The organism is Janthinobacterium sp. Ant5-2-1 (genome assembly GCF_001445815.1).
Lineage (GTDB): Bacteria > Pseudomonadota > Gammaproteobacteria > Burkholderiales > Burkholderiaceae_D > Janthinobacterium > Janthinobacterium lividum_E.
In genome coordinates this window covers 1-25,540 of sequence record NZ_LNCE01000066.1, presented here as the reverse complement: position 1 = coordinate 25,540, position 25,540 = coordinate 1, and the positions used below count along the sequence as shown (strand labels likewise).

Genomic DNA, 25,540 nt, shown 5'->3' with positions numbered 1-25,540 from the left:
CGGGGCAAGCCGGGGCGCGTGTATCACGCCAGCGATGACAGCGAACTCAAAATGGCCGAGTATTTCGATGCCGTGGCCGACACGTTTGGCCTGCCGCGCCCGCCGCGCCTGCCGCGTGCCGAACTGCGGCAAGTGGTCACGCCGATGCTGCTGTCGTTCATGTCCGAATCGCGCCGCCTGCACAATACCCGCATCAAGCGCGAGCTGGGCGTGCGCCTGCGTTACGCGCGCGTGGCCGATGCCTTGCGGGCGATGGCAGCCGGCGGGGCCGGCATCGGGTAAAATGGTCGGTTATCTGCGCACTTTGCTGGGCCGGCGCGCAGCGCGCCGTTCCCGCGCTGCGTCACTCACTTAAGGAATACAGCATGAGCACCCTCACTTACGAAGCATATCTGGACGAGGTCACCACCGTCCTGACGGAACTGTACGACCTTGACGACGAGGCCGCCATCAAGCTGGTCGTGGCGGCGCAGGACGCCGAATTTTTCGTCCCGCACGATGCGCATGAAGAAATGCGCACCGTCGAGCAAGCCAAGAAGGATGCGGTCGCCCTGTTCGAGCGCAAGCAGAACCGCCAGCAAACGCAGGAAAAGCAGCAACAGCGCGTGCGCCAGCAAAAGAAATAAGACGGAAGCAGGCCGTGGGGCAGTGCGGGCTTCGGCGCAACACCGGGGCCGTGCCATTTGATGCAGCGCAAACGTGTCACGGCGCGCTGGCGATATGGTGAGCAATGTCGTCACGCGTCTGGGCTCTTGTGGCGGGCTCTGCATCTACAACTAGCGTGACGTTGTTTCCCGTCAGCAGGAGCGAGCCATGCGAGCTACGAATCACCCCAGCAAGGAGCAGGTACGCGCCTATATGCGCCGCCGCGAACGTGCGCTGCAGCCGCCGCCGCCGCCCGATGAAATTCGCCGGCAACTGGCCTGGTGCCGCATCGACGATTTCCCATGCACTTGCCCGCTTGCCACCCCGGCCGGCGTGGCCGCGCAAGGCTGGCATCTATCCGCTGAAATGGCCCGCCTGGGCACCCTCATGGCCATAGCCTGGCTCATGCATAGCGGTGTTGCCCATCGTAAAAATTGATGACGTGCAGCAAATTTTTCCGATTTGAGTTATCCTCTAGCACATTCCAAGTGCGTCAATTCTCTTCAATTATCACAATTTTGCTTTAAGTTACGCAAAAATCAACAATAGCGTGTATTATATTGTTTGCGGCGTAAAAGCCGCATAAGTGATGGCGCTTTTTAGTGTGTTTACCCTGAATTATTGTGAAAGAGACATTCGGTTTCTTTTCGCTCTAATACAACAAGTACGGATTTTTGATCATGTCTCTCAAACAAATTACCTCTTTGCCTACCTACAACCCGAATCGCGTCCTTGATGCGATCATCGACAAGCTGCAGCTGAAAAACGATGCCGCCTTGTCGCGAGCTCTGGAAGTGGCGCCACCTGTTATCAGCAAGATTCGTCACAACACCTTGCCGATCGGCGCCACGATCCTCATCCGCATGCATGAAATCAGCGATTTCAGCATTCGTGAACTGCGCGAGTTGATGGCTGCCTAAGAGCGCCTGACAGACGGCAAACTGAGAGGTGCCGTCTGGGTAAGTCAGGCTTGCCGCGTGCGGCAGCCACATCCGTTTTCCGCTTTTCTATTGCGGCTCGCGGTTCAGTACCGGACGATCGATATAGAAACGCCCCATTTCCAGGCCAGTCGAAGACGACTTGACCACCGCTGCAGCCAGTGAGGCAGGCACGCTGGAAAATGCGGTGCTGGCAGCCCCGGTCGCGCGGCCCGAATACGCCGTCGCCTGCACCGCCGCGCTGGAAAACGCCGTTTGCACGGCCCGGCCCGAGTAGGCCGTTGCCTGTACCGCCGCACTGGAAAATGCTGTTTGCACAGCCCGTCCTGAATACGCAGCCTGCACAGCCCGTCCCGAATACGCCGCCTGTACGGCGCGCCCCGAATACGCCGTTTCTGCGCGAATATAATCTTCCCCGAACGTTTGTTCATACAGCTGCTTCATGCGCTCGCCCACGCGATGGTGCGCCGCTTCGTCGTCTTCGCCGCGCAAGCCGATGTACGGGAAGTGATGGAGGAAGTAGCCGAACACCTGTTCGCAATCGGCCGCATATTTCAGGGTGTCGAGGATGTGGTAGTGCCAGAAGGTATCGACGTCCATCAGCGGCGCCGTTTCTTCTTCCGGAAACTGTTTCATCAGGATCAGGAAGCGGCGGTATTCGAATTCCACCGCATTCGCCTTCTCCAGGCTCCATCCCTCGCCTGACTCGCGGTGCATCAGCTTGACCTTGATCGCGTCCAAATTCAAATCGGCAATTGCCTTGAAACTGTCGTTCGTATCCATGAATGTCCTTTGGTAAAGAGCGTTGTGGGAAATACGGTGAAACAAGGGAAAGCGGCGGGTGCGTACTCCTGGCAAGTGGTCGAGGAATGCCTGGCCCATGGCGGGCGGGCGCTGAATTGTTCTACATCAATATTGCATCTAATTACGAAATATGCAAGCTGAGCTTGCTTCATGCGTGCGTACGCCCGTCAGCTGCTGACCCGGCTTTCTTCCTGGTAGGGAAACGCGGTGGCGTCCGCGCCCAGCGGTACGCTGACGTGCACGCTCATGCCGGCGCCGGGGCTGCTTTCGATGTAAAAAGTGCCGCCCAGCAATTTTATGCGCTCCTCGATGCCCACCAGGCCAAACGAGCCCAGCTTGTTGCGCCCGTCGATGGCCGCGCCCACGCCGTTGTCGCTGATGCTCATCGACACCGTATCGCGGCACTTTTCCAGCTTGACTTGCACGCGGCTGGCATTCGCATGCTGGGAAATATTGCTGAGCGACTCTTGCAGGATGCGAAACAGGGCCGTCGCGCATTGATCGCTGAGGCAAATGTCGTCATGGCTTTCGCTCACTTCGCAGGCGATGCCCGTGCGCTGGCGAAATTGCGCCACCTGCCATTCGACGGCCGCATTCACGCCCAGGTCCAGTACGGTAGGGCGCAAGTCGTTGATGATCTGCCGCACGCTCTTGATGGTGGCGTCGATCTGCTCCAGGGTCGAGCGGGCGCGGGCGTTCAGGCGCGGGTGGCGGCGATGCGTGCGCGAGGCCAGCATGTCGGCGTCGATGCGCAAGACCAGCAGGTTCTGTCCCAGGTCGTCGTGGATTTCGCGCGCGATGCGCTTGCGCTCTTCTTCCTTGATCTGGTCCGCATGGGCCGCCAGGCGGCGCAGTTTCTGGTGCGACAGCTGCAGACGGATCTGGCTGGCGCGCAATTCCTCCGTCATGCCGTTGGCCATCTGGATGGCGCGCCGGCGCGACGACGCCAGGGTGTGGAACAGCATATACAGCAGCATGGTGCTGGCAAAGCCGATCAGCAGGGCCAGCCATGGCAAAAAGGCGTCGAAGCGCGTATACAGGTCGCTCTTGCGCACGCTGAACAGCGCTTGCCACACGCGGCTGTTGTGTTCGATCAGCATCGTGCTGCTCAGGTAGCGGCCGGAATTGCCGGGCAGCCACCATGGCGCATGCATGCCCGCCGTCGTGCTGTCGAAGATGGGGCGCATGTCGTGCGGTAAGTCTAGCGGGGCGCGCGCCTGCGGGCCGATATCGAACAGGGTCAGGCGGACGTTGCGCACCGGCATGTCGGCCAGCGCGCTGCGCATCATCGTCACCAGGTCGTAGCCGATGCCGACGGACCCCTGGTACGCCGCGCGCCGCTGCTCCACCGTATCGACCGGCATGCCGTAGCGGTACACGGGCAGGCGCATGGCCATGCCCGTTAATTGGGGACGGCCTTCCATCGGCACGGGCACGCCGGAATTGCTGATGTGGCCGGAATCGCGCGACAGCGCCAGCGCTTCGGCGATCAGGGGGCGCGAAGCGATGTCATAGCCATATTTTTCCGGGGCGCTGGCAATCGGCTCGATGTACACCAGCACGGAGTAGCGCTCGCGCGGGGCGGGCGGATGGATGGCAAACGCTGGATAGCCGTCGCGCCCCGGCGGATAGTCGCGCTGCATGGCCGCTTCGAAGGCGGCGCGCTGCGACTCGTCGAGTTCCTGGCTGTAATTGAGGTTCATCACCCCCGGGTAGTTCTGTTGCAGGGCGATGTTTTTCACGTAGCGGTGGAATTGCTCGCGGCTCACGTGGTCGTTGGCGTGGAACAGGCTGGCCGTGCCGCGCAGCAGGTTGGCATACGATTTGACGCGCGATTCGATGTTTTTCTGGGTATTGCGGGCTAGATTGTCGAACAGCTCGCTGGCATCGTTTTCGATCGACAGCGAGGCGGCCATGTAAAACAGCAGGCCCACCATCGTCGACATCACAAAGCCGAGCAGCCACAGCGGTCTTTTTTCAGCAGATAAGGGGTGTTCGCCGGCAGTAGAAGACATCGCCATCCGCATCAGGAAGAGGAATCGGGTGCCGCCTGGGCGACTGTGTTGTGCAAGTGCTATTGAAATTGCAAATTGCTCAATAGCTGCCTAATATACAAAATTATCGTGAATATAGTCAACAGGCAATATTTCTCGTTGAAACGAAAAAAAACCGCCGCAGCGGTTTTTTTTGAGTCGTCCGGCGCCTTACTTGGCAGGTTGCCAGCTGTCTTTCAGGGTGACGATGCGGTTGAAGACGGGCTTGCCAGGCTGGCTGTCGACGCGGTCGGCCGCGAAGTAGCCGTGGCGCTCGAACTGGAAGCGCTGTTCCGGCTGGGCCAGTTCCGCGCCCGGTTCCAGCCACGCTTGCACCACTTCCTTGGCCAGCGGATTCAAGGCCAGCTTGAAGTCCTTGCCGCCCGCGTCGGGCTGCGGGTCCGTAAACAGGCGGTCGTACAGGCGCACTTCGGCGGGAATCGCCGTCGGCGCGCTGACCCAGTGCATATTGCCCTTGACTTTATAGTTGGCGCTGCCTTCCGTGCCCGACTTGCTGTCAGGGAAATAAGTGCAATGCACGGCGATGACCTTGCCGTCCGCATCCTTGTCAAAGCCCGTGCACTCGATCACGTAGCCATAGCGCAGGCGAACCTTGCTGCCCGGCTTGTCGTCAATCGGCGGGTACAGGCGGAAATAGCCCTTGTTCGGCACTTCCATGAAGTCGTCTTCCTCGATCCACAGCTCGCGCGAGATGGGGAAGGTGCGCAAGCCGCGCTCGGGGAAGTGCGGGTGTACGGGCGCCGTGCATTCCACGCTTTCGCCTTCGGGGAAATTGTCGATGATCAGTTTCAACGGACGCAGCACGGCCACCGTACGCGGCGCCTTCGGGTCCAGGTCTTCGCGCAGGCAGCCTTCCAGCACGCTGTAGTCGATCCAGCCGTCCGATTTCGTCACGCCCGTGCGTTCGCACATCAATTGAATCGCTTCCGGCGTGTAGCCGCGGCGGCGCATGCCCACCAGGGTCGGCATGCGGGGGTCGTCCCAGCCGTCGACGATTTTTTCTTCCACCAGCTGGCGCAGCTTGCGCTTGCTGGTGACGATGTAGGTCAGGTTCAGGCGCGAGAATTCGTACTGGTGCGGCACCGGCTTGGCGAAGAAGCCGCCGGTCGACAGGGTTTCCAGCAGCCAGTCGTAGAACGGGCGGTGGTCCTGGAATTCCAGGGTGCAGATCGAATGCGTGATGTTTTCCAGCGCGTCCGAGATCGGGTGCGTGTAGTCGTACATCGGATAGATGCACCAGGCGTCGCCCGTGCGGTGGTGGTGCGCATGGCGGATGCGGTAGATGGCCGGGTCGCGCAAGTTCATGTTCGGCGAACTCATGGCATCTTCGCTCATCTTCGCGCGCAGGATGTGCTCGCCATCCTTGAACTGGCCCGCCTTCATGGCGCGGAACAGGGCCAGCGATTCGTCGCGCGGACGGTCGCGGAACGGCGAATTCTTGCCGGCCTGGCCGAAATTGCCGCGGTTGGCGGCCATGTCTTCGGCGCTCTGGCTGTCCACGTAGGCAAAGCCGGCCGTGATCAGGTACTCGGCCATCGCGTACAGCTGGTCGAAATAGTCGCTCGCGTAGTGCAGGTGGCTCTGGCCATCGGCCTGCTTCGGCTCCCAGTCAAAGCCCAGCCATTTCACGCTGTCCATGATGGTGTCGACGTATTCCTGCTCTTCCTTGGCCGGATTGGTGTCGTCGAAGCGCAGGTTGCACTGGCCGGCGTAATCGCGCGCCAGGCCGAAGTTGACGCAGATCGACTTGGCGTGGCCCACGTGCAGGTAGCCGTTCGGCTCCGGCGGGAAACGCGTGATCACCTGGGGCAGGCCGGGACGCACGTGGGCGCCGGCAGCCAGGTCGGCTTCGATGATGTTACGCAAGAAATTGGGCGCCAGCGCTGGCGCGGCGGTATTCGGTTTATCGTTGCTCATTGATCAATGCGGAAGAGTGACAGTAAAAAGCATTTTACCGTACCGCAAGCGCTTTATAAGCACGTATTTACCCCCATTTCCCGGCATGCAAGCGACGCCGACGCCGTTCTATAGGATAATTCGCCTTTAATTAGTAGAAAAACGTGACCCCGGAGCCTTTTATGGAAAATTTATATAACGTCCTCGGTGTCGCGCCCAATGCCAGCGACGATGAAATCAAGAAGGTTTACCGTTCGCTGGCCATGCGCTTCCACCCCGACCGCAACCAGGCCCCCGGCGCCGAGGCGCGCTTCAAGAGCGTCACCAAGGCCTATGAAATCCTGGCCGACCCGGCCAAGCGCGCCGAATACGACCAGAGCGTGAACCACCGCATCATCATTGATCCGGAAGCGGAAGCGTATGCCCTGTGGTGCGGCGTGTTTCGTTTACATGGCACAGTATTACCTGCCGACTAAGCCGCTGCGGCCCGCTTCAGCCGACCCGAATTACTTGAAAACAACAACAACGGCGCTTTTATCAGCGCCGCGCATTACATTGGAAAGCACAGCATGAGAAGAGTACACCCTGAATTCGCGTACCAGTCGCGCGAGCTGGAAGGCCAGATCGAAGGCATCCTCGGCGACCCGCCGAACCGCAAGAACTACAAGAGCATGGTCGATGCATTGGTCGGCGAATACGCGAGCGGCGGCGGCATCGAAGACGTGAACATGCTGGCCTTCGCGCTGGTCGACCACATCACCTTCAGCGACCCGAAAGGCTTGCTGGCCGAAAGCGAAGACTACGAATTCGGCGATACGGCCCGCGTGTTTTCCATGGCCGCCTGCGCCGCGCCGGAAGCGGCCAAGATGTACGCCGCCATCGAAGAGAGCTTCCCCGACCTGGCGCGCCAGGCCATCATCACGGCTTTCCTGCACAAGAATCCGCGCCTGTGGGACGACGACGACCAGTCGCTCGACCAGCTGGCCGCCAATGACGACGGCGACGACGATCACGACGAAGACGAAGCCACCGACGATTTCGCCCAGATGTTTGACCAGGATGGAGATGACCATGGCCGATAACACGGAACAAAAGAGTAACCTTCCCGCGCTGACGAAACAGGTCACGGAATTGGTGCTGTCCGGTTCGCTGGGCCACGCCGAGCAGGCGTTTGCCGACGCGGCCGACCAGTACGGCGACCTGGCCGTGGTGGAAGTGCTGAGCGCGATCCCGCCGCAAGTGACGGCCTTGCACCTGGCCGGCTTCGACGGCGGCAAGATGTCGCTGGCAACCTTGCTGGTGCCGCCGAAGGCGTGGGCCGACAGCCTGGCCTTCATCGCCGCCACGTGGAGCGACGACCAGATCGAGGATGATCCGGAACGCATCGCCGAAGCCCTGTTCGCGCACATCCACGGCGTGGTGTTTTCCACCGACGACGCCGAGCGCCGCCGCGAGCTGCTGCTGGAAGCGTCCGCCACCGACTGGGGCGCCACGGCGTTCGCCATCCTGTTCTCGATGGCGCCGAAGGAAATCCTCGAAGTGGCGGGCGAGATCGTCATCAAGGGACCGTACGTGACGGGCGTGACCTCGTCCGACAACGACGTCGTGCCGCTGGCCATCGAGCTGGCGCAAGCGAATGAAGACGGCTGGGACCGCTCGCTGTTCGAGCTGTTCCCCGACTTCCGCCACAGCGCCGACCTGGCCGACGCGGAATACTCGGACGACCCGGACGAAGAACCGACCATGTTGCAGCGGAGCACCAAGGAATTGCTGTACCGCCTGCGCAAGCAAGTGCCGAGCACGCGCAGCGCGCCGCGCTCCAGCACGCGCCGCAGCCTGGGCACGGGCATTTTCTCGTAATGAAAGCAGGGAACGTCTAATGCTGCCAGCAATTGTTGTAGAGAATCTTCCGCGCCTCGTGCGCGCCATCAAACTGTTGCCGGGCGACCCGCGCGAGGACGCGGCCCTGAACCTGGCCGACGAATTGACGGGCATCACGGCCATGGTGGCCGAGAAGTTTACGAATGAACGCACGGCCGACGGCATCCAGAAAGCGCTGTACCTGACGGTGGGCGGCGTGTCCTTGGGCCTGGAGCAGGCCGTCACGCATGAAGGCGACCAGGCCGCCCTCGATTTCCTCGTCGAGCACGGCGCCGAGCACGCGTTCCAGGTGGGTTTCCGCCTGATCAAGGAATTGTCGCAACTGCCGGAAGACGCCCTCGTCGGCGAATACGACCAGGACCCCGTCTACCTGCAGCGGCGCCTGCGCGAACTGTTCATCGATATTTGCCAGGCCGACCCGAACCAGAACTGGGCTGGCTATGAAAAGTATGCAGTGCAGTTGCAGCAGCGCAAGGAAGTGCAAGCCGTCGTGCGCCTGGCCGGCTGGCTGCGCCGCCACCATGACAACGGTCCCGTCAGCGACAGCGACTTGAATGCCGAGGGTGTCATCGCCCTGGCCATCATCTTCGCCATCGAAGGCGGCGGGCGCATCATCGCGCGCACGGGTCAAAAGGAATTCGAGCGCTTCGTGCGTTCCGTGCGCAAGAACAAGCCCGACTTCGAGGAAGGCTGGGCCGCCCTGGTGGCCAAGGTGCCCGTGCAGCACCATCCCGTGTTGCTGGACCGCATCGATTCCTACCGCCGCAGCTGCACCGTCGTGCATAAAATCCTCACGCGGGCCAGCATGAAAAGCCTGTTCGAGGACCTGGAAAATTATGCGGGTTCGGAGCTGGACGCGGATTATTCGTGACCGCTAATGTCGGATTACGCCCTACGGGCTAATCCGACCTACGCCGACCTCATCGGCCTATTCTTTCTCTTCCATGGCCGCTTCCTCGGCCAGTTTGACAAACGCCGCCACCAGCGGCGACGTCTCTTCTTCCCGTTGTGCAAGCAATAAACTGGTGGTCGCCTGCGGGTCGGCGATCGGGCGGTAGCACACGCCATCCATGCGGATGCGGTCGAACGAAGAGGGCAGCACGGAAATGCCGCAGCCGGCCGCCACCAGGCCGATGATGGTCGACGCCTCGCCCGCTTCCTGCGCCACCTGGGGCACGAAGCCGGCCGCCTTGCACAGGCGGAAGATTTGCGGATAAATCCCCGTGCCCGCATCCTTGGGATACATGACAAAACCTTCGCCCGCCATGTCGGCAATGGCGATGGCGTCCTTGGCCGCCAGCGCATGGGCGACAGGCAGCACGAGGAACAGCGGATCCTGGCGCAGTTGCGTCAGCTTGATATCGGATGGATACGTCGTTTCCGGCGGGCGCACAAAACCCAGGTCCATCGTGCGGCCACTGATCGCTTCGAGCTGATGCAAGGTTGCCATTTCGTGCAGGGTCAAGGTGACGTGCGGAAACTGCTGGCGGTAGCGGTTGATGACGGTGGCGAAATACGGCGTGAACGGCGTGGAAAACGTAAAACCGATGCGCAATTCGCCCGCTTCGCCCCGCTGGGCCCGGCGCGCCGTGACGGCCGCCTGTTCCGACAGGGCCAGGATGCGCCGCGCATCGTCGAGGAACAGTGCGCCTGCTTGCGTCAGCCGCACGGAGCGCTTGTTGCGCTCGAACAACTGCGCGCCCAATTCCGCTTCCAGTGCCTGGATTTGCTGGCTCAGCGGCGGCTGGCCGATGTGCAGGCGCTCGGCCGCGCGCGTGAAGTGCAGCTCCTCGGCGACGGCGACAAAGTAACGCAGGTGGCGCAGTTCCATATTCAGTAATATTTTAAAAGTATGAGTTGGGCCTTGAATATATATTGGACGATATGAGTTGGCAATCCTAAGATGAAGACTCGCTTCCTCTTCGAAACATGGCCATGTCTGATTCATCGCTTGCTTTTGCCGCCGCCGCCACCCCGGCGCTGTCTCCTGTTCCTCCCGCCGCTCCTGCCGCTCCCGTGCCCCGTTCGGCCATTGCCAAAGGTACGGCGGAATTCAAGCGCAGCAACCGCGCCCTGTTCTTCGGCGGCTTTTCCACCTTCAGCCTGCTGTATTGCATCCAGCCCCTGTTCCCCTTGCTGTCGCACCAATTTCATCTGACGCCGGCGCAAAGCAGCTGGTCGCTCTCCGTGTCGAGCGGCTTGCTGGCCATCTCGCTGGTGCTGCTCAGCGCCGTCTCGGACCGGGTGGGCCGCAAGCCGCTGATGGTGGCGTCGATGTTTTCCGCCGCGATTTTGACAATCTTGTCCGCGTTCGCGCAGGATTATGCGCAGCTGCTGGCCATCCGCGCCGCGCTCGGCATCGCCCTGGGCGGCATGCCGGCCGTGGCCATGGCTTACCTGGGCGAGGAAATCGAGGGGCCATCGTTGGGCTTGTCGATGGGGCTGTATATTGCGGGCAGCGCCTTTGGCGGCATGTCGGGGCGCTTGATCGCTTCCATGCTCAGCGATTTCCTCTCGTGGCGCTGGGCTTTGGGCGTGCTGGGCGTGGCCGGCGTGCTGGCGGCGGCGGAATTCTGGCGCAGCCTGCCCGCGTCGAAGAATTTCGTGCCTACAACCCGTGGCTGGAATGCCTTGCCGCACGCCATCAAGCAGCATTTTTCCGACCGGGGCTTGCCGTGGCTGTTCTGCCTGGCGTTCGTGCTGATGGGCTGTTTCGTCAGCCTGTATAACTACATCGGCTACCGCCTGCTGGCCGCGCCATTCGGCTTGCGCCAGAGCACGGTCGGCTTGCTGGCGTTTCTGTATCTGATCGGCATTTTCAGTTCCGTCTGGGCCGGTCGCCTGGTGGACCGCCTGGGACGCCGGGGCGTGCTGTGGATCATGCTGTCGGTGATGTTGTCCGGCATTTTATTGACCCTGTTCGACTCGCTGCCGCTGATCGTCATCGGCATGGCGCTGGCCACGTTCGGCTTCTTTGCCTCGCACTCGATCGCCAGCAGCTGGGTCAGCCGCCGGGCCCGCGCGCCGCAGGCGCTGGCCTCGGCCTTTTACCTGCTGTTCTATTACCTGGGCTCGAGCCTGATCGGCTCCGCCTCGGGCATGATGTGGGGCTTCGACGGCTGGACGGGCGTCATCATCATGCTGGGCCTGTGCCTGGGCGGCGGCGTGCTGATCGCCTTGCGCCTGCGTCATCTGCAGCCGCTGGGCGCGCGCGAAGCGGTGGGCTGAGTCCTGCTATTTGGGGCACATGCCGATCATCGTTTCCCCCTGCTTGCCCGCGCGCGTGGTCACGCACAAGCTGCCCAGCGCGCTGGTGATTTTATACGTGCGGCTGCCCCTGGCCTCATTGGCACCGATTTCCTCGATCTTTGACGCCTCGTACCATTTCGGCGGCACGGCCGCGTAGGCTTCGGCAAAGCCCTGCTGCATGCGCTTGTAGCCCGTGTCGTCGAATTTCTCGCCGCCCCGCTGCGGGAATTCCTTGCGTAAATCCTTGTCGATCTTGCCTACGTCGCGCTTGGCTTGCGCCAGGATATCGGCCGCGCTCAGTGGCGGGACGAGCGTGATCGCTTCCGGCGTTGATGGCGCTGGCGCCGGCTCGGTGGTTGCTGGCGGCAGGGGATGGCTGATGGGTGCCGGCAGGCGCGGCACTCTTGCGGTGGCTGGTTTGGCGCTGGGCAACGCTAGGGGTACGGGCTTGGACGGCGCAGGCGCGCTGTAGCGCAGCCAGGTGATGGCCGGGCCCTGCGGCAAGTTATCGTCCACGACGGCGCGGGGCCGCGACTGCAAGACGATATACGCGAAGCCCAGGTGCAGCAGGACGATCAGCAACAGGCCTGGAGCGCGGCGGGGCAGGGACGGCAACGAGGTCATGGGTGGCGTGATGGTTCAGGTACGCCAATGTATCTGAAGGATTTGATCATTATCTAAAATGTCACAAGCGCTTACAAAAAAGTGCCGCATGGAAATTTCGACGCCATGGCCATTGGCGGGGAACCCTGTGCCGGCTTGACGATCCAACTCCCTACACCATGGGAGGACACATCATGATGCAGGTAAAGGAAGTGGCACGGCGCTTTGGCGCCATCGAACACGCAATCGGCCAGGCGGCCCAGTTGTGCGGCCAGCAGCAGGGCATGCCGATGGATTTGAAGGATTGCATCAACCAGCTGGACCAGCAAAAGAGCGCCGTACGGCAAGCCATCGACACGCAAGACGATGCGCGCATCCGGCAAGCCGTCGACCAGATGGAATCCTTGGGCGACCGCGCCAAACGGGCGTGCGGCACGGCGACCAGCGTGACGCCGGAAATGAAGAGCGCCGTGCTCAAGGTGCACGATGAGTTGTCTGATTTAAAGCACCAGATGCACTAAGCCTTGGCGCTTGAACGTTTTACATCTGGCGGAACAAATGCGCATATAAAGGGCTGACACGCAGTTGCGCCGGATGCTCGCGCAGGGTGAGCGACAGCTTGCCCGCTTCGTCGCGCACGGCCGTGGCGATGGCGCTGGCATTGACGATGGTGCCCCGGTGGATTTGCCAGAATTGTTGCGGGTCCAGCTGGGGCAGCAACTCCTTCAGGCTCGTGCGTATCAGCGCTTCGCTGTCCTGGCACACGACGTTGATGTATTTGTCCAGCGCTTCGAAATACACGACGTCGGCCAGCGCGATCATGCGCACGCTGTTGCCGACGGCCGCCCGTATCATCTGCAGGCGCGGCGCGGGCGGCAGCATGGCTTGCAGCTGGCTCAGCAGGCGGGCCATGTTGTCGTCGCTGGCGGTTCCGTCTGCCGGCGCTGCCGTGGCGGTCGTCGCTGGCGCTGAGGTTGCTGTTGCTGTTGCTGTAGCGGTGCCGTTGCCGCCGCCTTTGCCGCCGCTGCTGTCGCGCAAGCGTTGCTGCAGGCGTTCCACCGTCTTGCCTAGGCGCGCATCGTTGACGGGTTTTAAGACGTAGTCGGCGGCTGCGTGTTCGAAGGCGGCCAGCGCATATTCATCGTAGGCGGTGACGAACACGATGTGGGGAAATGGAACGCCGTCCGGCCATTGCTCTGCCATTTCCTCGGCCGCTTCCAGGCCCGTCTTGCCTGGCATCTTGATGTCGAGAAAGAGGATGTCGGGCTGCAGCGCCAGGCCTTGGCGCAAGGCTTCCACGCCGTTGGGGCAGGTGGCAACGATGTCGAGTTCCGGCCACAGCCGCTGCAAGGCGTGCACGAGGGCGGCGGCGAGTATGGGTTCATCTTCGGCGATCAGGGCGCGCGGGGTAGGGCTGGTCATGGCGTAGGGCTCGCGGTGGTGGAGTGAATGGGTAATTGAAGGCGGGCGACGACGCCTGCCGGCGTATTGTCCGTCAGCGACAGGCTGGCGGCATCGCCATGCATGCCGCGCAGGCGTTCGCGGATATTCGCCACGCCCAGCTGCGTGCCCTTGGTCTGGCCCGGATGGTCGAGGCCCAGGCCATCGTCGCTGACGGTGAGCAGCAGCACGCCGCCATCCGTGGACGCCTGCACGTGGATATGGCCGCCTTCGATCTTCGGTTCCAGGCCGTGCTGGATGGCGTTTTCCACCAGCGGCTGCAGCAGCATGGGCGGCACCTTGATTTGACGCAAGGATTCGGGCAAGTGCAGCGTAAAGCGCAGGCGCGCACCCATGCGTATCGACATCAGGCCCAGGTAGGCTTGCATCAGGGAAAATTCCTGCGCCAGGGTGGTGGACTCGGCGCGCGAGGACGAGAGGGTGGCGCGCAAGTACTGGATCAGCTGGTCGAGCAGCAGCTGGGCGCGGTCCGGGTCAAAGCTGATCAGGCCCTGCAGGTTGGCCAAGGTATTGAACAGCATGTGCGGTTCGATCTGCGCCTGCAGCAACTGCAGTTGCGCCTGCATGGCCTGGCGCGCCACGGATTCGGCGCGGGCCTTTTCCTCGGCTGCCGCCATTTGCAGGCGGGCAATCTTTTCGCGGCTGGAGAAAAACAGCACGGCGCCGCCCGTGGCCAGCAGGGTGAATACCAGCGTACCCATCATTTGCGTGGGCAGCAGGTTTTCGAAGCCGCCCACGTCCACGCCCGTCAGCCAGCCGAACAGGAGCAAACCCAGCATTTGCGCCACGGGCACGGACAGCAGGATGATGAGCATGAAGGGCAGGAATCTGGGCCGTTGGCCTGCGCCCCATAAGGTCAGGCGCATGCCGTCAATCAGCAGGAAGGCGATCGTGCCGATGCACATCGAGGCGACCAGATTTTGTCCAAAATGGCTGCCCGGATTGAGCATGAACGTGATGACCAGCGCACAGATCACGTTCAGCACCACCGCATAGCGCGCGTCGAGCAGCATGCGGTAGTAGGGGAAGCGGCGCCTGGCGGGGGCATCGGCGAAAGGGGCGTCGGATTTCATGGAAGTGTCTGCTGGTAGCGATGGGGCATTGTGTGCCAGCGCAAGCCAGCGCGCAACAGGACTGCGACGAAACGGGGCTGGCGGGGCGCCATTCGCTGCGGCGGGCCGTCAAACGGCGGCCGCTTTACTTTTCAGCATTGGCACGCGATAGTATGGCAAGACAGTCTTGCACTCATAGAATTGCTAAAGGAAATCCCATGTGGCCCTATCCACGCACCCTCGCGCACCGCGGCGGCGGCACCCTGGCGCCTGAAAATACCCTGGCCGCCCTGCGCTGCGGCCTGGCCTACGGCTACCGCGCCGTGGAATTCGACGTCATGCTGGCGTCCGACGGCGTACCCGTCGTCGTGCACGACCCCGAGCTGGGCCGCACCGTGGCCGGCAGCGGCCATATCAATGACTACACGGCCGCGCAGCTGGGCACGATGGAGGCGGGCGCCTGGTTCGGCCCCGCATTCGCCGGCGAAGGCGTGCCCACGTTCGAGGCCGTGGCGGCGTATTGCAAGGCGCAGCGCATCTGGATGAATATCGAGATCAAGCCGGCGCCCGGCTTTGAAGTGGCCACGGGCGAGACGGTGGCGCAGGCCACGCGAGAGTATTTTGCAGAGGAAATCGCGGCTGGCGAATTACTGCCGCTGCTGTCGTCGTTCAGCATCGCGGCACTGGAAGCGGCGCGCCAGGCGGCCCCGCAACTGGCGCGCGGCTGGCTGGTCGAAGCGATACCTTCTGATTGGGCGAAAAAAGCAAAGGAATTGGGCGTGGTGGCCATCCATTGCGACCACCAGCAGCTGACGCCGGAACTGGCGCGGGAGGTCAAGGAGGCGGGATACGGGCTGTTCTGCTACACCGTCAACACGCCGGAGCGGGCCAGCGAGCTGCTGGCCTGGGGCGTGGATGGGTTTTGCACGGACAGGATAGATATTATTCCATCCATGGCGTAGGCCGGATTAGGCGCGCAGCGCCGTAATCCGACAACATTGTTGGCGCCGCTGGTGTTGTCGGCTTACGCGCTTGCGCGCTAAGCCGACCTACGTTTCAAGCAGCTTAGAAAGTCACGCGCATGCCTACTGTCAAATTACGTCCCATCAACGGCGCCGCATTCTTGATGAATGAGGTGTGGCTGTACGCCAGTTCATTCGTCAGGTTGTTCGCCTTGATGTAGAACTGGGCTGGCGTCGTGCCGATGCGCGTGTCGTAGTTGGCGGAGAGGTTGAGCATGTTGTAGCCCGGCGTTGCCGTTTCGAACGCTGCCACTTTATCCTGCTTGCCCACGCGGTAGAACTCGGCCACGCCGCTCCATGCCTGCCAGTTGGCGTCGAACTTCACGCCGACCCGCTGGGCCGGGATGCGTGGCAAATTACCCCCACCGTCGGCCAGCTTGGCCCGCACGTAGTCGCCAAACACGCTGGCGCCGAACATGGGATTCAGCTGCTGGCGGATCTGCCCTTCCACGCCCGTAAACGTGGCGTCGCGCTGGGCGTACTGGATCAGCTGGAAGCCTTCGTGGCTGTCCAGGGTGGAGCCGAAGATGTAGTTGTCGACCTTGTTGCGGTAGGCGCTGGCCGAGAACGTCGTGGCGCCCGCATATTTGCGCAAGGTCAAATCGATATTGTTCGACGTTTCCTTGCCCAGGTTTTCATTGCCCAGCTCATACGTGGCCGTGGCCATGTGCACGCCGTGCGCATACAGTTCCTCGGCGCTGGGCAAACGGTGCGTGCGCGAAATGGTCGAGCCGAGCGAATACTGCGGCGCGAATTTCCACACGGCGCCCAAGGAGACTGACGTGCCCTTGGCGCTGCGGTCCTGCAAGGTGGCGCTGTCGACCGTGATGTCTTGCCATTCGTGGCGCAAGCCCGCTTCGAAGCGCCATTGGTCGAGCTTGTATTCCTCGACCAGGAAGGCCGCGTGTTTCTTCGTGACCGTCGGCGCCACATAGGCTTCCTCGCCCAGGGCGGAGAAATCGCGTTTCGACGTTTGCAGGCCGACGACGCCGCGCCAGCCGAAGACGGGATGGTGTTCCATTTCCAGGCGCGCGTCGTGGCCCTTGTTCTTGAAGGTGGTGGCGATTTCCGTGCCTTCGATTTCATCGTGCTTGTAATCGGTGAACGAAGCGCGCAGGCGCAGCTTGGCGAAGCCGGGCACGGGATCGCGCAATTCGCCGCGCACGTCCCAGCGTTCGCTCTTCAGTTTCACGTAGGGAACGGCACCATCTTCGTGGTCGTGCTCATGTTCCTCTTCATCACCGTGGTCGTGGCCTTCGTGGCCGCCGCAATGCAGGTGCGTGCCGTGCGGGTGGCAGCTTTCGAATTCGTGGTTGTGGCCGGGCAAGCCGTATTCCGCATGCTGGCTGGTGAAGGCCAGGCCCAGGAAGCCGCGCTCGCCCACCCACGACACGCCCACGCTGCCCGTGTCCGTCTTGTTGTAGCTGCCGGCCACTTTCGAACCGCCTTCCCAGCCGCTGCCGACCTTGTATTCTTTCGCATCGCGCTTGACGCCTTCCGCGTGAAAGGCGATGTTGCCGGAGCCGCCAGTCACTTCAAAGGCGCCCGCCTTTTCGCGCGCTGCCGAGTTGGCGCGCACTTCCGCACTGCCTTCGAAGCCTTTCGCGGGCACGCGCGTGGGGATTTTCTTGTCGATCACATTGACGACGCCGCCGACGGCGCCGCCGCCATACGCGAGCGCGGACGGGCCGCGCAAGACTTCAATCTGTTCCGACAGCATCGGTTCGGCCGCGACGGCATGGTCGGGGCTGATGGTCGACGCATCCTGCACTTCGGCGCCATCGGACAGCACCTTGACGCGCGGGCCATCCATGCCGCGGATGATGGGACGGCTGGCGCCGGCGCCGAAATGGCTGGACGTGATACCGGGCTGGCCGGCCAGGGTTTCGCCGAGGGTCGCCGCCCTTGCCAGCACCAGTGCCTCGCCTTCCAGTACGGTGACGGGCGTGCTCATGTCGTCGCTGCCCAGGGCCAGTGCGCTGGCCGAGACGGTGACGGCGGGCAAGGTTGTCGCCTGCTGCGCCAGTGCGCTGGCGGGAGCGGCAAATGCCAGCATGATGGCCAGCGCGAGGGGAGTGGGTTGGTGAGGACGGACGGACATGGGCAAAAGTTCCTTATCGGCTATCGGTGTTGGCAGGGTTGGGGCAGCGCGTGAAAGGAAATAGCCTGCCCTAAGATGATAATGATAACCCATTATCATTACTGTGTGACAGTTTTTCCGGGCGGTAGATACAGGCGGATGGTGTATTCTGTTGGCTATGGAACGCACAACACGTCAAAAAACCGCTATTCAAGCCGCCATCGAGTCGGCCCAGCGCCCCTTGTCGGCGCAGGAAATTCTCGAACAGGCCAGCTTGCAGGTGACGCAGCTGGGCATTGCCACCGTTTACCGCAATTTAAAATCGCTGGTGCTGGAAGAAAAAGTGCACGTGGTGACCTTGCCGGGTGAAAACCCGCGCTACGAGTCGAACACGGCCGCCAATCACCACCACCACCATTTCCAGTGCACCACGTGCCAGCGCGTGTTCGACGTGCATGATTGCCCGGGTGACTTGAAGCGCATGGCACCGCAAGGCTTTGTCGTCGAGCGCCACGAGCTGACCCTGTACGGCCGCTGCGCCGATTGCAATGCGGCCGCCGGCGCCAGTGTGGCTGGCACAGCACCGCACGCCTGCGCCAGCCACCACGACCCGGCCTGAGCGGGCAGGCCGTCGATGTTGGCACGGGCGCAACAATGCCCTGGCCAGCCGTCATTGCCGCACCCCATATCACGTATAATCTTCCCTTTAAAGCTGCCGCCACTCTTTGCCAAAAAAACATGAAATCAACTGAAATCCGCGACAAGTTCCTCAAATTTTTCGAGTCCAAGGGCCATTCCATCGTCCGTTCCAGCTCCCTGGTGCCAGGCAACGATCCGACCTTGCTGTTGACGAACAGCGGCATGGTGCAATTCAAGGATGTGTTTACGGGCACGGACAGCCGTCCCTACACGCGCGCCACCTCGGTGCAGCGCTGCGTGCGCGCCGGCGGCAAGCACAACGATCTGGAAAACGTCGGCTATACGGCGCGCCACCACACCTTCTTTGAAATGCTGGGCAACTTCAGCTTCGGCGACTATTTCAAGCGCGACGCGATTCAATACGCGTGGGAACTGCTGACCAAGGTATATGGCTTGCCTGCTGACAAGCTGACTGTCACCGTGTACATCGAAGATGACGAAGCGTACGATATCTGGGCGAAAGAAATCGGCGTGCCTGTCGAGCGCATCATCCGCATCGGCGACAACAAGGGTTCGCGCTACGCATCGGATAATTTCTGGCAGATGGCTGACACGGGCCCATGCGGTCCATGCACGGAAATCTTCTACGACCACGGCGCCGACATTCCTGGCGGCCCGCCGGGTTCGCCTGACGAAGACGGCGACCGCTTCATTGAAATCTGGAACCTCGTGTTCATGCAGTTCAACCGCGACGAAGCGGGCGTCATGCACAAGCTGCCGAAGCCTTGCGTCGACACGGGCATGGGCATGGAGCGCCTGGCCGCCGTGCTGCAGCACGTGCATTCGAACTATGAAATCGACCTGTTCCAGCACCTGATCCGCGCCGCCGCGCGCGAAACGGGCGCCACGGACCTGGAAAACAAGTCGCTGCGCGTGATCGCCGACCACATCCGCGCCGCCGCCTTCATGATCGTCGACGGCATCATTCCGGGCAGCGAAGGCCGCGCGTACGTCCTGCGCCGCATCATCCGCCGCGCCTTGCGCCATGGCCACAAGCTGGGCCAGACGAAACCGTTCTTCTACAAGCTGGTGGCCGATCTGGCCATCGAGATGGGCGGCGCCTATCCCGAGCTGGAAGAAGCGAAAGACAACGTCGCCAACATGCTCAAAGCCGAGGAAGAGCGTTTCGGCGAAACCCTGGAAACGGGCATGAAAGTGCTGGAAGCGCAGCTGGCCAAGGATGCCACCGGCATTGACGGCGCCACCGCTTTTACCTTGTACGAAACCTACGGCTTCCCGCCGGACCTGACGGCCGATATCTGCCGCGAACGCAATATCACGTTCGACCAGGCCGGCTATGACGCGGCCCTGAAGGAAAGCCAGGAACTGTCGCGCAAGGGCGGCAAGACGCACAAGGACAGCAAGGTCGAGTACACGGGCGAGAAAAACAAGTTCGTCGGCTACGATCAATTGACGTTCAGCGGCAAGGTCGTCGCGCTGTATGCGGCCGGCACGCAGGTAGCTGAACTGAAAGCGGGCCAGGAAGGCATCGTCGTGCTCGACACGACGCCGTTCTACGCGGAATCGGGCGGCCAGGTGGGCGACCAGGGCGTGATCGCCTCGGGCGCGGGCAGCTTTGCCGTCAGCGACACCCTGAAAATCCAGGCTGACGTGTTCGGCCATCACGGCGTGCTCGAGTCGGGCGTGCTGAAGGTGGGCGACGCCGTCTCGGCGCAAGTCGATACGGCCAAGCGCGCGCACACGATCCGCAACCACTCGGCCACGCACTTGATGCACAAGGCCTTGCGCGAAGTGCTGGGCAGCCACGTGGCGCAAAAGGGTTCGCTGGTCGATCCGGACAAGACCCGTTTCGACTTCAGCCACAATGCGCCGATGACTGCCGAGCAGATCGCCGCAGTGGAAACCATCGTCAACAAAGAGATCCTGGAAAACCGCGCCACGCAAGCCCATCTGATGTCGTTTGACGATGCCGTCAAGCATGGCGCGATGGCCCTGTTCGGCGAGAAATATGGCGACGAAGTGCGCGTGCTCGACATCGGCAGCTCGAAAGAGCTGTGCGGCGGCGTCCACGTGCAGCGCACGGGCGACATCGGCCTGTTCAAGATCATCGGCGAAAGCGGCGTTGCCGCCGGTATCCGCCGCGTCGAAGCCGTGACGGGCGAGGGCGCGCTGGCGCTGGTGCAAACCATCAACCGCCGCCTGGTCGAAGCGGCCAACGCCCTGAAGGCGCAGCCGGAAGAACTGACTGCCCGCATCGGCCAGGTGCAGGACCACGTCAAGGCGCTGGAGAAGGAACTGGCTGCGCTGAAATCGAAACTGGCTTCGGGCCAGGGCGATGAACTGGTCACGCAAGCCGTCGATGTCAATGGCATCAAGGTGCTCGCGGCCGTGCTGGACGGCGCCGACGTGGCCCGTTTGCGCGAAACCATGGACAAGCTGAAGGACAAGCTGAAAACGGCCGCCATTGTGCTGGCCAGCGTGACGGACGGCAAGGTCAGCCTGATCGCCGGCGTGACGGCGGACGCGACTTCCAAGGTCAAAGCGGGCGAGCTGGTGAACTTCGTTGCACAGCAAGTGGGCGGAAAAGGCGGCGGACGCCCCGATATGGCGCAGGCCGGCGGTACCGATCCGAGCGGTCTGGCGAACGCCCTGGCTGGCGTGCCGGCCTGGGTCGGCGAACGCGCGAAATAAAGCGTAAGCTAGCAGGCATGCGGGGTTTTCGCCCCACAGCCCCTTGAAAACGGCCCGCAGACACTGTTTGCGGGCCGTTTTGCCGTGTGGAATCTCGTTGTGACACCACAACAGCCGATGAACTATTTTGGTGCAGCGCGTCAATGCCCCTGATTTAGAGTAGTATGTCGAAAATCAGTACAACAAAACAATGGTGGGATATTGATGATGAGCGACACACTACTTGATACCGAGATTATGGAATTTCACAAAGAACTCGACGCGCGGGGCTTGAATTGCCCGTTGCCGATTCTGAAGGCGAAAAAGGCTTTGTCAGAGCTGCAGAGCGGGGAAGTGCTGCGCATCATGGCAACCGATCCCGGTTCCGTGCGCGACTTCCAGGCGTTCGCCAAGCAAACGGGCAATGCCCTGCTGTCGCATGTGCAGACGGGCACCGAATTCGTCTTCCTGATGCAACGCAAATAATTCTGCCAGCCGGGGCCGCCGTGGCGCGGCCTGGTTTTCCTTCCCGAGCCAGCCCTTTTGCTGCCCTGCAGCGTAGCGGCGGATACCCCTGAAATCCCCGAAGCTGGACAGTTTAGATGGATTGCTCTAACAAAAAATCGCACGATCGTGCTTAAATTCGGTTCAAGATTCAAATTTCTCTTATAATCGAACGCACAATCAGCACTTGATCCGTCATTTTTATAATTTCCCAAAGGCATAGCTATGAAAGTCTTGGTACCCGTCAAACGCGTGGTCGACTATAACGTCAAAGTCCGCGTCAAGAGTGACGGCACTGGCGTCGATACCGCCAACGTCAAAATGTCGATGAACCCTTTCGATGAGATCGCGCTGGAAGAAGCGATGCGCCTGAAAGAAGCCGGCAAGGTCACTGAAGTGGTCGCCATCTCCTGCGGCGTGACGCAGTGCCAGGAAACCCTGCGCACGGCCATGGCCATCGGCGCCGACCGCGGCATCCTGGTGGAAACGACGACCGAACTGGAACCGCTGGCCGTGGCCAAGCTGGTGAAATCCCTGGCCGAGAAAGAACAGCCGCAACTGATCATCCTGGGCAAGCAAGCCATCGATGACGACAGCAACCAGACCGGCCAGATGCTGGCAGCCCTGCTGGGTTGGCCGCAAGCCACGTTCGCTTCGAAAGTCGTGCTGGAAGACGGCAAAGTCACCGTCACCCGCGAAGTCGACGGCGGCCTGGAAACCCTGGCATTGACCTTGCCAGCGATCATCACCACCGACCTGCGTTTGAACGAGCCACGCTATGTGACCTTGCCGAACATCATGAAGGCAAAGAAAAAGCCGCTCGAGACCGTCAAGCCGGAAGACCTGGGCGTCGACGTTGCGCCACGCCTGAAGACCCTGAAAGTCGTCGAGCCAGCCAAGCGCTCGGCCGGCATCAAGGTCCCGGACGTCGCTACCCTGGTCGCCAAGCTGCGTACCGAAGCCAAAGTCATCTAAGCGGCTTTGCCGTCTATCCAGAACAATTACAGGACATATCATGGTCGCATTAGTTATTGCTGAACACGACAACGCTACCTTAAAGGGCAGCACCCACCACACCGTGACCGCGGCTGCCCAGTGCGGCGGCGACGTGCACGTACTGGTCGCAGGTTCGAACGCATCGGCCGCTGCCGCTGCCGCCGCGCAAATCGCCGGCGTGACGAAAGTCATCGTGGCCGACGCGCCGTACTTTGCCGACGGCCTGGCCGAAAACGTGGCCGAGCAAGTGCTGGCCATCGCCGGCAACTACAGCCACATCCTGGCGCCAGCCACCGCCTACGGCAAGAACATCCTGCCACGCGTGGCCGCCAAGCTGGACGTGGCGCAAATTTCGGAAATCACCAAGGTCGATTCCCCCGACACCTTCGAGCGTCCGATCTACGCCGGTAACGCGATTGCCACCGTGCAATCTGGCGACAAGATCAAGGTCATCACCGTGCGCACGACCGGTTTCGACGCCGCTGCCGCCACCGGCGGTTCGGCTGCCACGGAAACCGTCGCCGCCGTTGCCGACAATGGCAAGTCCGCCTTCGTGGGCCGCGAACTGGCCAAGTCCGACCGTCCTGAACTGACCGCCGCGAAAATCATCGTGTCGGGCGGCCGTGGCATGGGTTCGGCCGAGAACTTCCACATCCTGGAGCCGCTGGCCGACAAGCTGGGCGCCGCCATGGGTGCGTCGCGCGCCGCCGTCGACGCCGGCTTCGTGCCGAACGACTGGCAAGTGGGCCAAACGGGCAAGATCGTCGCGCCGTCGCTGTACATCGCCGTCGGCATCTCGGGCGCGATCCAGCATCTGGCCGGCATGAAAGACTCGAAAACCATCGTCGCCATCAACAAGGATCCGGAAGCGCCGATCTTTGCCGTGGCCGACTACGGCATCGTGGGCGATCTGTTCGAGATCGTGCCGCAACTGGTCAAAGAACTGGGTTAAGTCACACCCCTTCCGGTTTTGTTACTGACAAAGCCACGCCGGCCCGCCCCACACGGCGAGCCGCGCGTGGCTTTTTTCTTGGAGAAAAGAAGATGAGCTATCAAGCCCCGCTGAAAGACATGTTGTTCGTGATGAACGAATTGGCCGGCCTGGCCGAAATCCACACCTTGCCGGGCTGCGAAGACGCCACGCCCGACACGGCCGAAGCCGTGCTGGAAGAGAACGCCAAGTTCTGCGGCGGCGTGGTGGCCCCTTTGAACGGTCCCAGCGACAAGGAACCGAGCTTCTGGCACGACGGGCAAGTGACCACCTCGAAAGGCTTCAAGGAAGCGTTCAAGGCCTACGGCGAAGCGGGCTGGCAGGGTGTGCAGCATCCGACCGAGTTTGGCGGCCAGGGCTTGCCCAAGCTCCTGGCCACGCCGTGCATCGAAATGCTCAACTCGGCCAGCATCTCGTTCGCCCTGGTGGCGTTGTTGTCCGATGGCGCCATCGAAGCGCTGCTGACGGCCGGCAGTGACGAACAGAAAGCTGTCTACCTGGAAAACCTGGTGTCGGGCAAGTGGACGGGCACCATGAATCTGACGGAGCCGCAGGCCGGTTCCGACCTGGCCGCCGTGCGCACGCGCGCCGTGCCGCAGGAAGATGGCACCTATAAAGTATTCGGCACGAAGATTTTCATCACGTACGGCGAGCACGACATGGCGGAAAACATCGTCCATCTGGTGCTGGCCCGCACGCCGGACGCGCCCGCTGGCGTGAAAGGCATTTCGCTGTTCATCGTGCCGAAGTTCCTCGTCAACGCGGACGGCAGCCTGGGCGCGCGCAACGACGCCCATTGCGTGTCGATCGAACACAAGCTGGGCATCAAGGCCAGCCCGACGGCCGTGCTGCAATTCGGCGACCACGGCGGCGCCATCGGCACCCTGGTGGGCGAGGAAAACCGCGGCCTCGAGTACATGTTCATCATGATGAACGCGGCCCGCTTCGGCGTGGGCCTGCAAGGCATCGGCCTGGCCGAGCGCGCCTACCAGCAGGCCGTGGCGTTCGCCAAGGACCGCGTGCAGTCGCGCGACCTGGCGGGATCCAGCGGCCCGGTCTCCATCATCCACCACCCGGACGTGCGCCGCATGCTGATGTCCATGCGTTCGCAAACGGAGGCGGCGCGCGCGCTGGCCTACGTGGGCGCGGCCATCAGCGACGTGGCGCACCACCATCCGGACGCGGACGTGCGCGCGGAAAGCCTGGCGACGTATGAATACCTGGTGCCCGTCATCAAGGGCTGGGCCACGGAAATGTCGCAGGACGTCGCGCGCGATGGCGTGCAAGTGCATGGCGGCATGGGTTTCATCGAAGAAACGGGCGCCGCGCAGCATTACCGCGACGCCAAGATTCTCACCATCTACGAAGGCACGACGGCCATCCAGGCGAACGACCTCGTGGGCCGCAAGACGGTGCGCGACGGCGGGGCCGTGGCGAAAGCCATCATCGCCCAGGTGCGCGCCACGGAAGCCCAGCTGGGCGAGCTGACGGGCGCCGACTTCCAGGCCATGCAGCGCCACCTGGCCGAAGGCAGCGCGGCACTCGAAGCGGTCGTGGAATACGTGGTGGCAAACATGAAGACGGACATCAAGGCCGTGTTTGCGGGCAGCGTGCCGTATCTGAAACTGGCCGGCATCGTGCTGGGCGGCTGGCAAATGGCCCGCGCGGCCGTGGTGGCGCAGCAAAAGCTGGGAGAAGGCAGCGGCGACGCGGCGTTCTACAAGGCAAAAATCGCCACGGCCCGCTTCTTTGCCGACCACATCCTGTCGCAAGCGCCAGGTTTGCGCGCCACCATCATCGACGGCAGCGCCGGCGTGATGGCCTTGTCGGAAGAGCAGTTTTAAGTTGAAACTTGGCTAGCGTAAGCTGACTGAATGCAAAAAAGCGCTGGAGATTGCTCTCCAGCGCTTTTTTTTAACCCCAAACGTAAGTGCCGGGGTCAGACCCGCCGGGGGAATGTGCGCCAATGGCGCGCATTCCGATCCCGCAGGGACTGACCCCAGATTTACTCTGCGATCTTAACGGCGGGCGGTG

General features: G+C 62.1%; 24 protein-coding genes and 1 pseudogene. 17 read left to right on the top strand and 8 right to left on the bottom strand.

Features of this window, described 5'->3' with window-relative positions; genetic code table 11:
• The 4 genes and pseudogenes from ASN89_RS20850 to ASN89_RS20835 form a co-directional block, all read left to right on the top strand.
• Positions 1-282 (top strand): annotated as a pseudogene (locus ASN89_RS20850) (SDR family NAD(P)-dependent oxidoreductase); the annotation flags it as partial.
• An 83-nt stretch (positions 283-365) separates the two neighbouring features.
• Positions 366-626, top strand: a complete 261-nt coding sequence (locus ASN89_RS20845) for a hypothetical protein (RefSeq protein ID WP_046685342.1) — start codon at positions 366-368, stop codon at positions 624-626.
• 187 nt (positions 627-813) lie between these two features.
• Positions 814-1,083, top strand: a complete 270-nt coding sequence (locus ASN89_RS29195) for a hypothetical protein (RefSeq protein WP_082654681.1) — start codon at positions 814-816, stop codon at positions 1,081-1,083.
• Positions 1,084-1,325: 242 nt separating this feature from the next.
• On the top strand, positions 1,326-1,565 hold the full coding sequence (locus tag ASN89_RS20835; RefSeq protein ID WP_029496207.1) for a hypothetical protein: 240 nt from the start codon (positions 1,326-1,328) through the stop codon (positions 1,563-1,565).
• 87 nt (positions 1,566-1,652) lie between these two features.
• On the opposite strand, the gene ASN89_RS20830 is transcribed toward ASN89_RS20835, so the two are convergent.
• The 3 genes from ASN89_RS20830 to ASN89_RS20820 all read right to left on the bottom strand — a co-directional run bounded on the left by ASN89_RS20830 (position 1,653) and on the right by ASN89_RS20820 (position 6,358).
• Positions 1,653-2,366, bottom strand: coding sequence for a glycine-rich domain-containing protein (locus tag ASN89_RS20830; RefSeq protein ID WP_058050610.1), 714 nt, complete (start codon positions 2,364-2,366; stop codon positions 1,653-1,655).
• Positions 2,367-2,554: 188 nt separating this feature from the next.
• A complete protein-coding gene (locus ASN89_RS20825) occupies positions 2,555-4,402 on the bottom strand; it encodes a CHASE domain-containing protein (RefSeq protein WP_235502031.1) in 1,848 nt (615 codons plus the stop codon).
• 189 nt (positions 4,403-4,591) lie between these two features.
• Positions 4,592-6,358, bottom strand: coding sequence for a glutamine--tRNA ligase/YqeY domain fusion protein (locus ASN89_RS20820; RefSeq protein WP_058050609.1), 1,767 nt, complete (start codon positions 6,356-6,358; stop codon positions 4,592-4,594).
• A 161-nt stretch (positions 6,359-6,519) separates the two neighbouring features.
• On the opposite strand from ASN89_RS20820, the gene ASN89_RS20815 reads away from it, so the two are divergent.
• The 4 genes from ASN89_RS20815 to ASN89_RS20800 all read left to right on the top strand — a co-directional run bounded on the left by ASN89_RS20815 (position 6,520) and on the right by ASN89_RS20800 (position 9,089).
• Positions 6,520-6,813 carry a DnaJ domain-containing protein gene (locus ASN89_RS20815; protein WP_010395442.1) on the top strand — a complete coding sequence of 98 codons (294 nt, stop codon included), beginning with the start codon at positions 6,520-6,522 and terminating at the stop codon, positions 6,811-6,813.
• Positions 6,814-6,906: 93 nt separating this feature from the next.
• On the top strand, positions 6,907-7,419 hold the full coding sequence (locus ASN89_RS20810; RefSeq protein WP_035828715.1) for a hypothetical protein: 513 nt from the start codon (positions 6,907-6,909) through the stop codon (positions 7,417-7,419).
• Positions 7,409-8,197, top strand: a complete 789-nt coding sequence (locus ASN89_RS20805; protein ID WP_046685338.1) for a hypothetical protein — start codon at positions 7,409-7,411, stop codon at positions 8,195-8,197. Before ASN89_RS20810 ends, ASN89_RS20805 begins: the two co-directional genes overlap by 11 nt.
• Positions 8,198-8,216: 19 nt before the next feature.
• Complete coding sequence (locus tag ASN89_RS20800) at positions 8,217-9,089, top strand: hypothetical protein (RefSeq protein WP_058050608.1); 873 nt, start codon at positions 8,217-8,219, stop codon at positions 9,087-9,089.
• A 57-nt stretch (positions 9,090-9,146) separates the two neighbouring features.
• Here ASN89_RS20800 and ASN89_RS20795 read toward each other — a convergent pair whose 3' ends face one another.
• Complete coding sequence (locus ASN89_RS20795; RefSeq protein WP_046685336.1) at positions 9,147-10,049, bottom strand: LysR substrate-binding domain-containing protein; 903 nt, start codon at positions 10,047-10,049, stop codon at positions 9,147-9,149.
• Between the two features lie 104 nt (positions 10,050-10,153).
• Between ASN89_RS20795 and ASN89_RS20790 the strand changes: the two genes are divergently transcribed.
• On the top strand, positions 10,154-11,446 hold the full coding sequence (locus tag ASN89_RS20790; protein WP_235502030.1) for an MFS transporter: 1,293 nt from the start codon (positions 10,154-10,156) through the stop codon (positions 11,444-11,446).
• A 6-nt stretch (positions 11,447-11,452) separates the two neighbouring features.
• Here ASN89_RS20790 and ASN89_RS20785 read toward each other — a convergent pair whose 3' ends face one another.
• A complete protein-coding gene (locus ASN89_RS20785; protein ID WP_058050607.1) occupies positions 11,453-12,091 on the bottom strand; it encodes a hypothetical protein in 639 nt (212 codons plus the stop codon).
• 173 nt (positions 12,092-12,264) lie between these two features.
• Between ASN89_RS20785 and ASN89_RS20780 the strand changes: the two genes are divergently transcribed.
• Positions 12,265-12,591, top strand: a complete 327-nt coding sequence (locus tag ASN89_RS20780; RefSeq protein ID WP_034759909.1) for a hypothetical protein — start codon at positions 12,265-12,267, stop codon at positions 12,589-12,591.
• Positions 12,592-12,610: 19 nt separating this feature from the next.
• Here the strand turns inward: ASN89_RS20780 and ASN89_RS20775 are convergent, their stop codons facing one another.
• Positions 12,611-13,492: a LytR/AlgR family response regulator transcription factor gene (locus tag ASN89_RS20775; protein WP_058050606.1), complete on the bottom strand. Its 882-nt coding sequence runs from the start codon at positions 13,490-13,492 to the stop codon at positions 12,611-12,613.
• Positions 13,489-14,604, bottom strand: a complete 1,116-nt coding sequence (locus ASN89_RS20770; RefSeq protein ID WP_058050605.1) for a sensor histidine kinase — start codon at positions 14,602-14,604, stop codon at positions 13,489-13,491. Before ASN89_RS20770 ends, ASN89_RS20775 begins: the two co-directional genes overlap by 4 nt.
• A 197-nt stretch (positions 14,605-14,801) precedes the next feature.
• On the opposite strand from ASN89_RS20770, the gene ugpQ reads away from it, so the two are divergent.
• Positions 14,802-15,545 carry a glycerophosphodiester phosphodiesterase gene (gene ugpQ, locus ASN89_RS20765; protein ID WP_058050604.1) on the top strand — a complete coding sequence of 248 codons (744 nt, stop codon included), beginning with the start codon at positions 14,802-14,804 and terminating at the stop codon, positions 15,543-15,545.
• Between the two features lie 103 nt (positions 15,546-15,648).
• Here the strand turns inward: ugpQ and ASN89_RS20760 are convergent, their stop codons facing one another.
• A complete protein-coding gene (locus ASN89_RS20760) occupies positions 15,649-17,706 on the bottom strand; it encodes a TonB-dependent receptor domain-containing protein (RefSeq protein WP_058050603.1) in 2,058 nt (685 codons plus the stop codon).
• Between the two features lie 157 nt (positions 17,707-17,863).
• Here ASN89_RS20760 and ASN89_RS20755 point away from each other — a divergent pair, with 157 nt between their 5' ends.
• The 6 genes from ASN89_RS20755 to ASN89_RS20730 all read left to right on the top strand — a co-directional run bounded on the left by ASN89_RS20755 (position 17,864) and on the right by ASN89_RS20730 (position 25,350).
• A complete protein-coding gene (locus tag ASN89_RS20755; RefSeq protein WP_046685331.1) occupies positions 17,864-18,304 on the top strand; it encodes a Fur family transcriptional regulator in 441 nt (146 codons plus the stop codon).
• Between the two features lie 119 nt (positions 18,305-18,423).
• Complete coding sequence (gene alaS, locus ASN89_RS20750; protein WP_058050602.1) at positions 18,424-21,036, top strand: alanine--tRNA ligase; 2,613 nt, start codon at positions 18,424-18,426, stop codon at positions 21,034-21,036.
• Positions 21,037-21,273: 237 nt separating this feature from the next.
• Positions 21,274-21,501 (top strand): sulfurtransferase TusA family protein, encoded by a 228-nt coding sequence (locus ASN89_RS20745; RefSeq protein ID WP_010395510.1) that lies wholly within the window; start codon positions 21,274-21,276, stop codon positions 21,499-21,501.
• 243 nt (positions 21,502-21,744) lie between these two features.
• Positions 21,745-22,494 (top strand): electron transfer flavoprotein subunit beta/FixA family protein, encoded by a 750-nt coding sequence (locus tag ASN89_RS20740; protein ID WP_034759884.1) that lies wholly within the window; start codon positions 21,745-21,747, stop codon positions 22,492-22,494.
• Positions 22,495-22,534: 40 nt separating this feature from the next.
• Positions 22,535-23,467 (top strand): electron transfer flavoprotein subunit alpha/FixB family protein, encoded by a 933-nt coding sequence (locus tag ASN89_RS20735; protein ID WP_034781780.1) that lies wholly within the window; start codon positions 22,535-22,537, stop codon positions 23,465-23,467.
• A 92-nt stretch (positions 23,468-23,559) separates the two neighbouring features.
• A complete protein-coding gene (locus ASN89_RS20730; RefSeq protein WP_058050601.1) occupies positions 23,560-25,350 on the top strand; it encodes an acyl-CoA dehydrogenase in 1,791 nt (596 codons plus the stop codon).
• Positions 25,351-25,540: the final 190 nt, after the last annotated feature.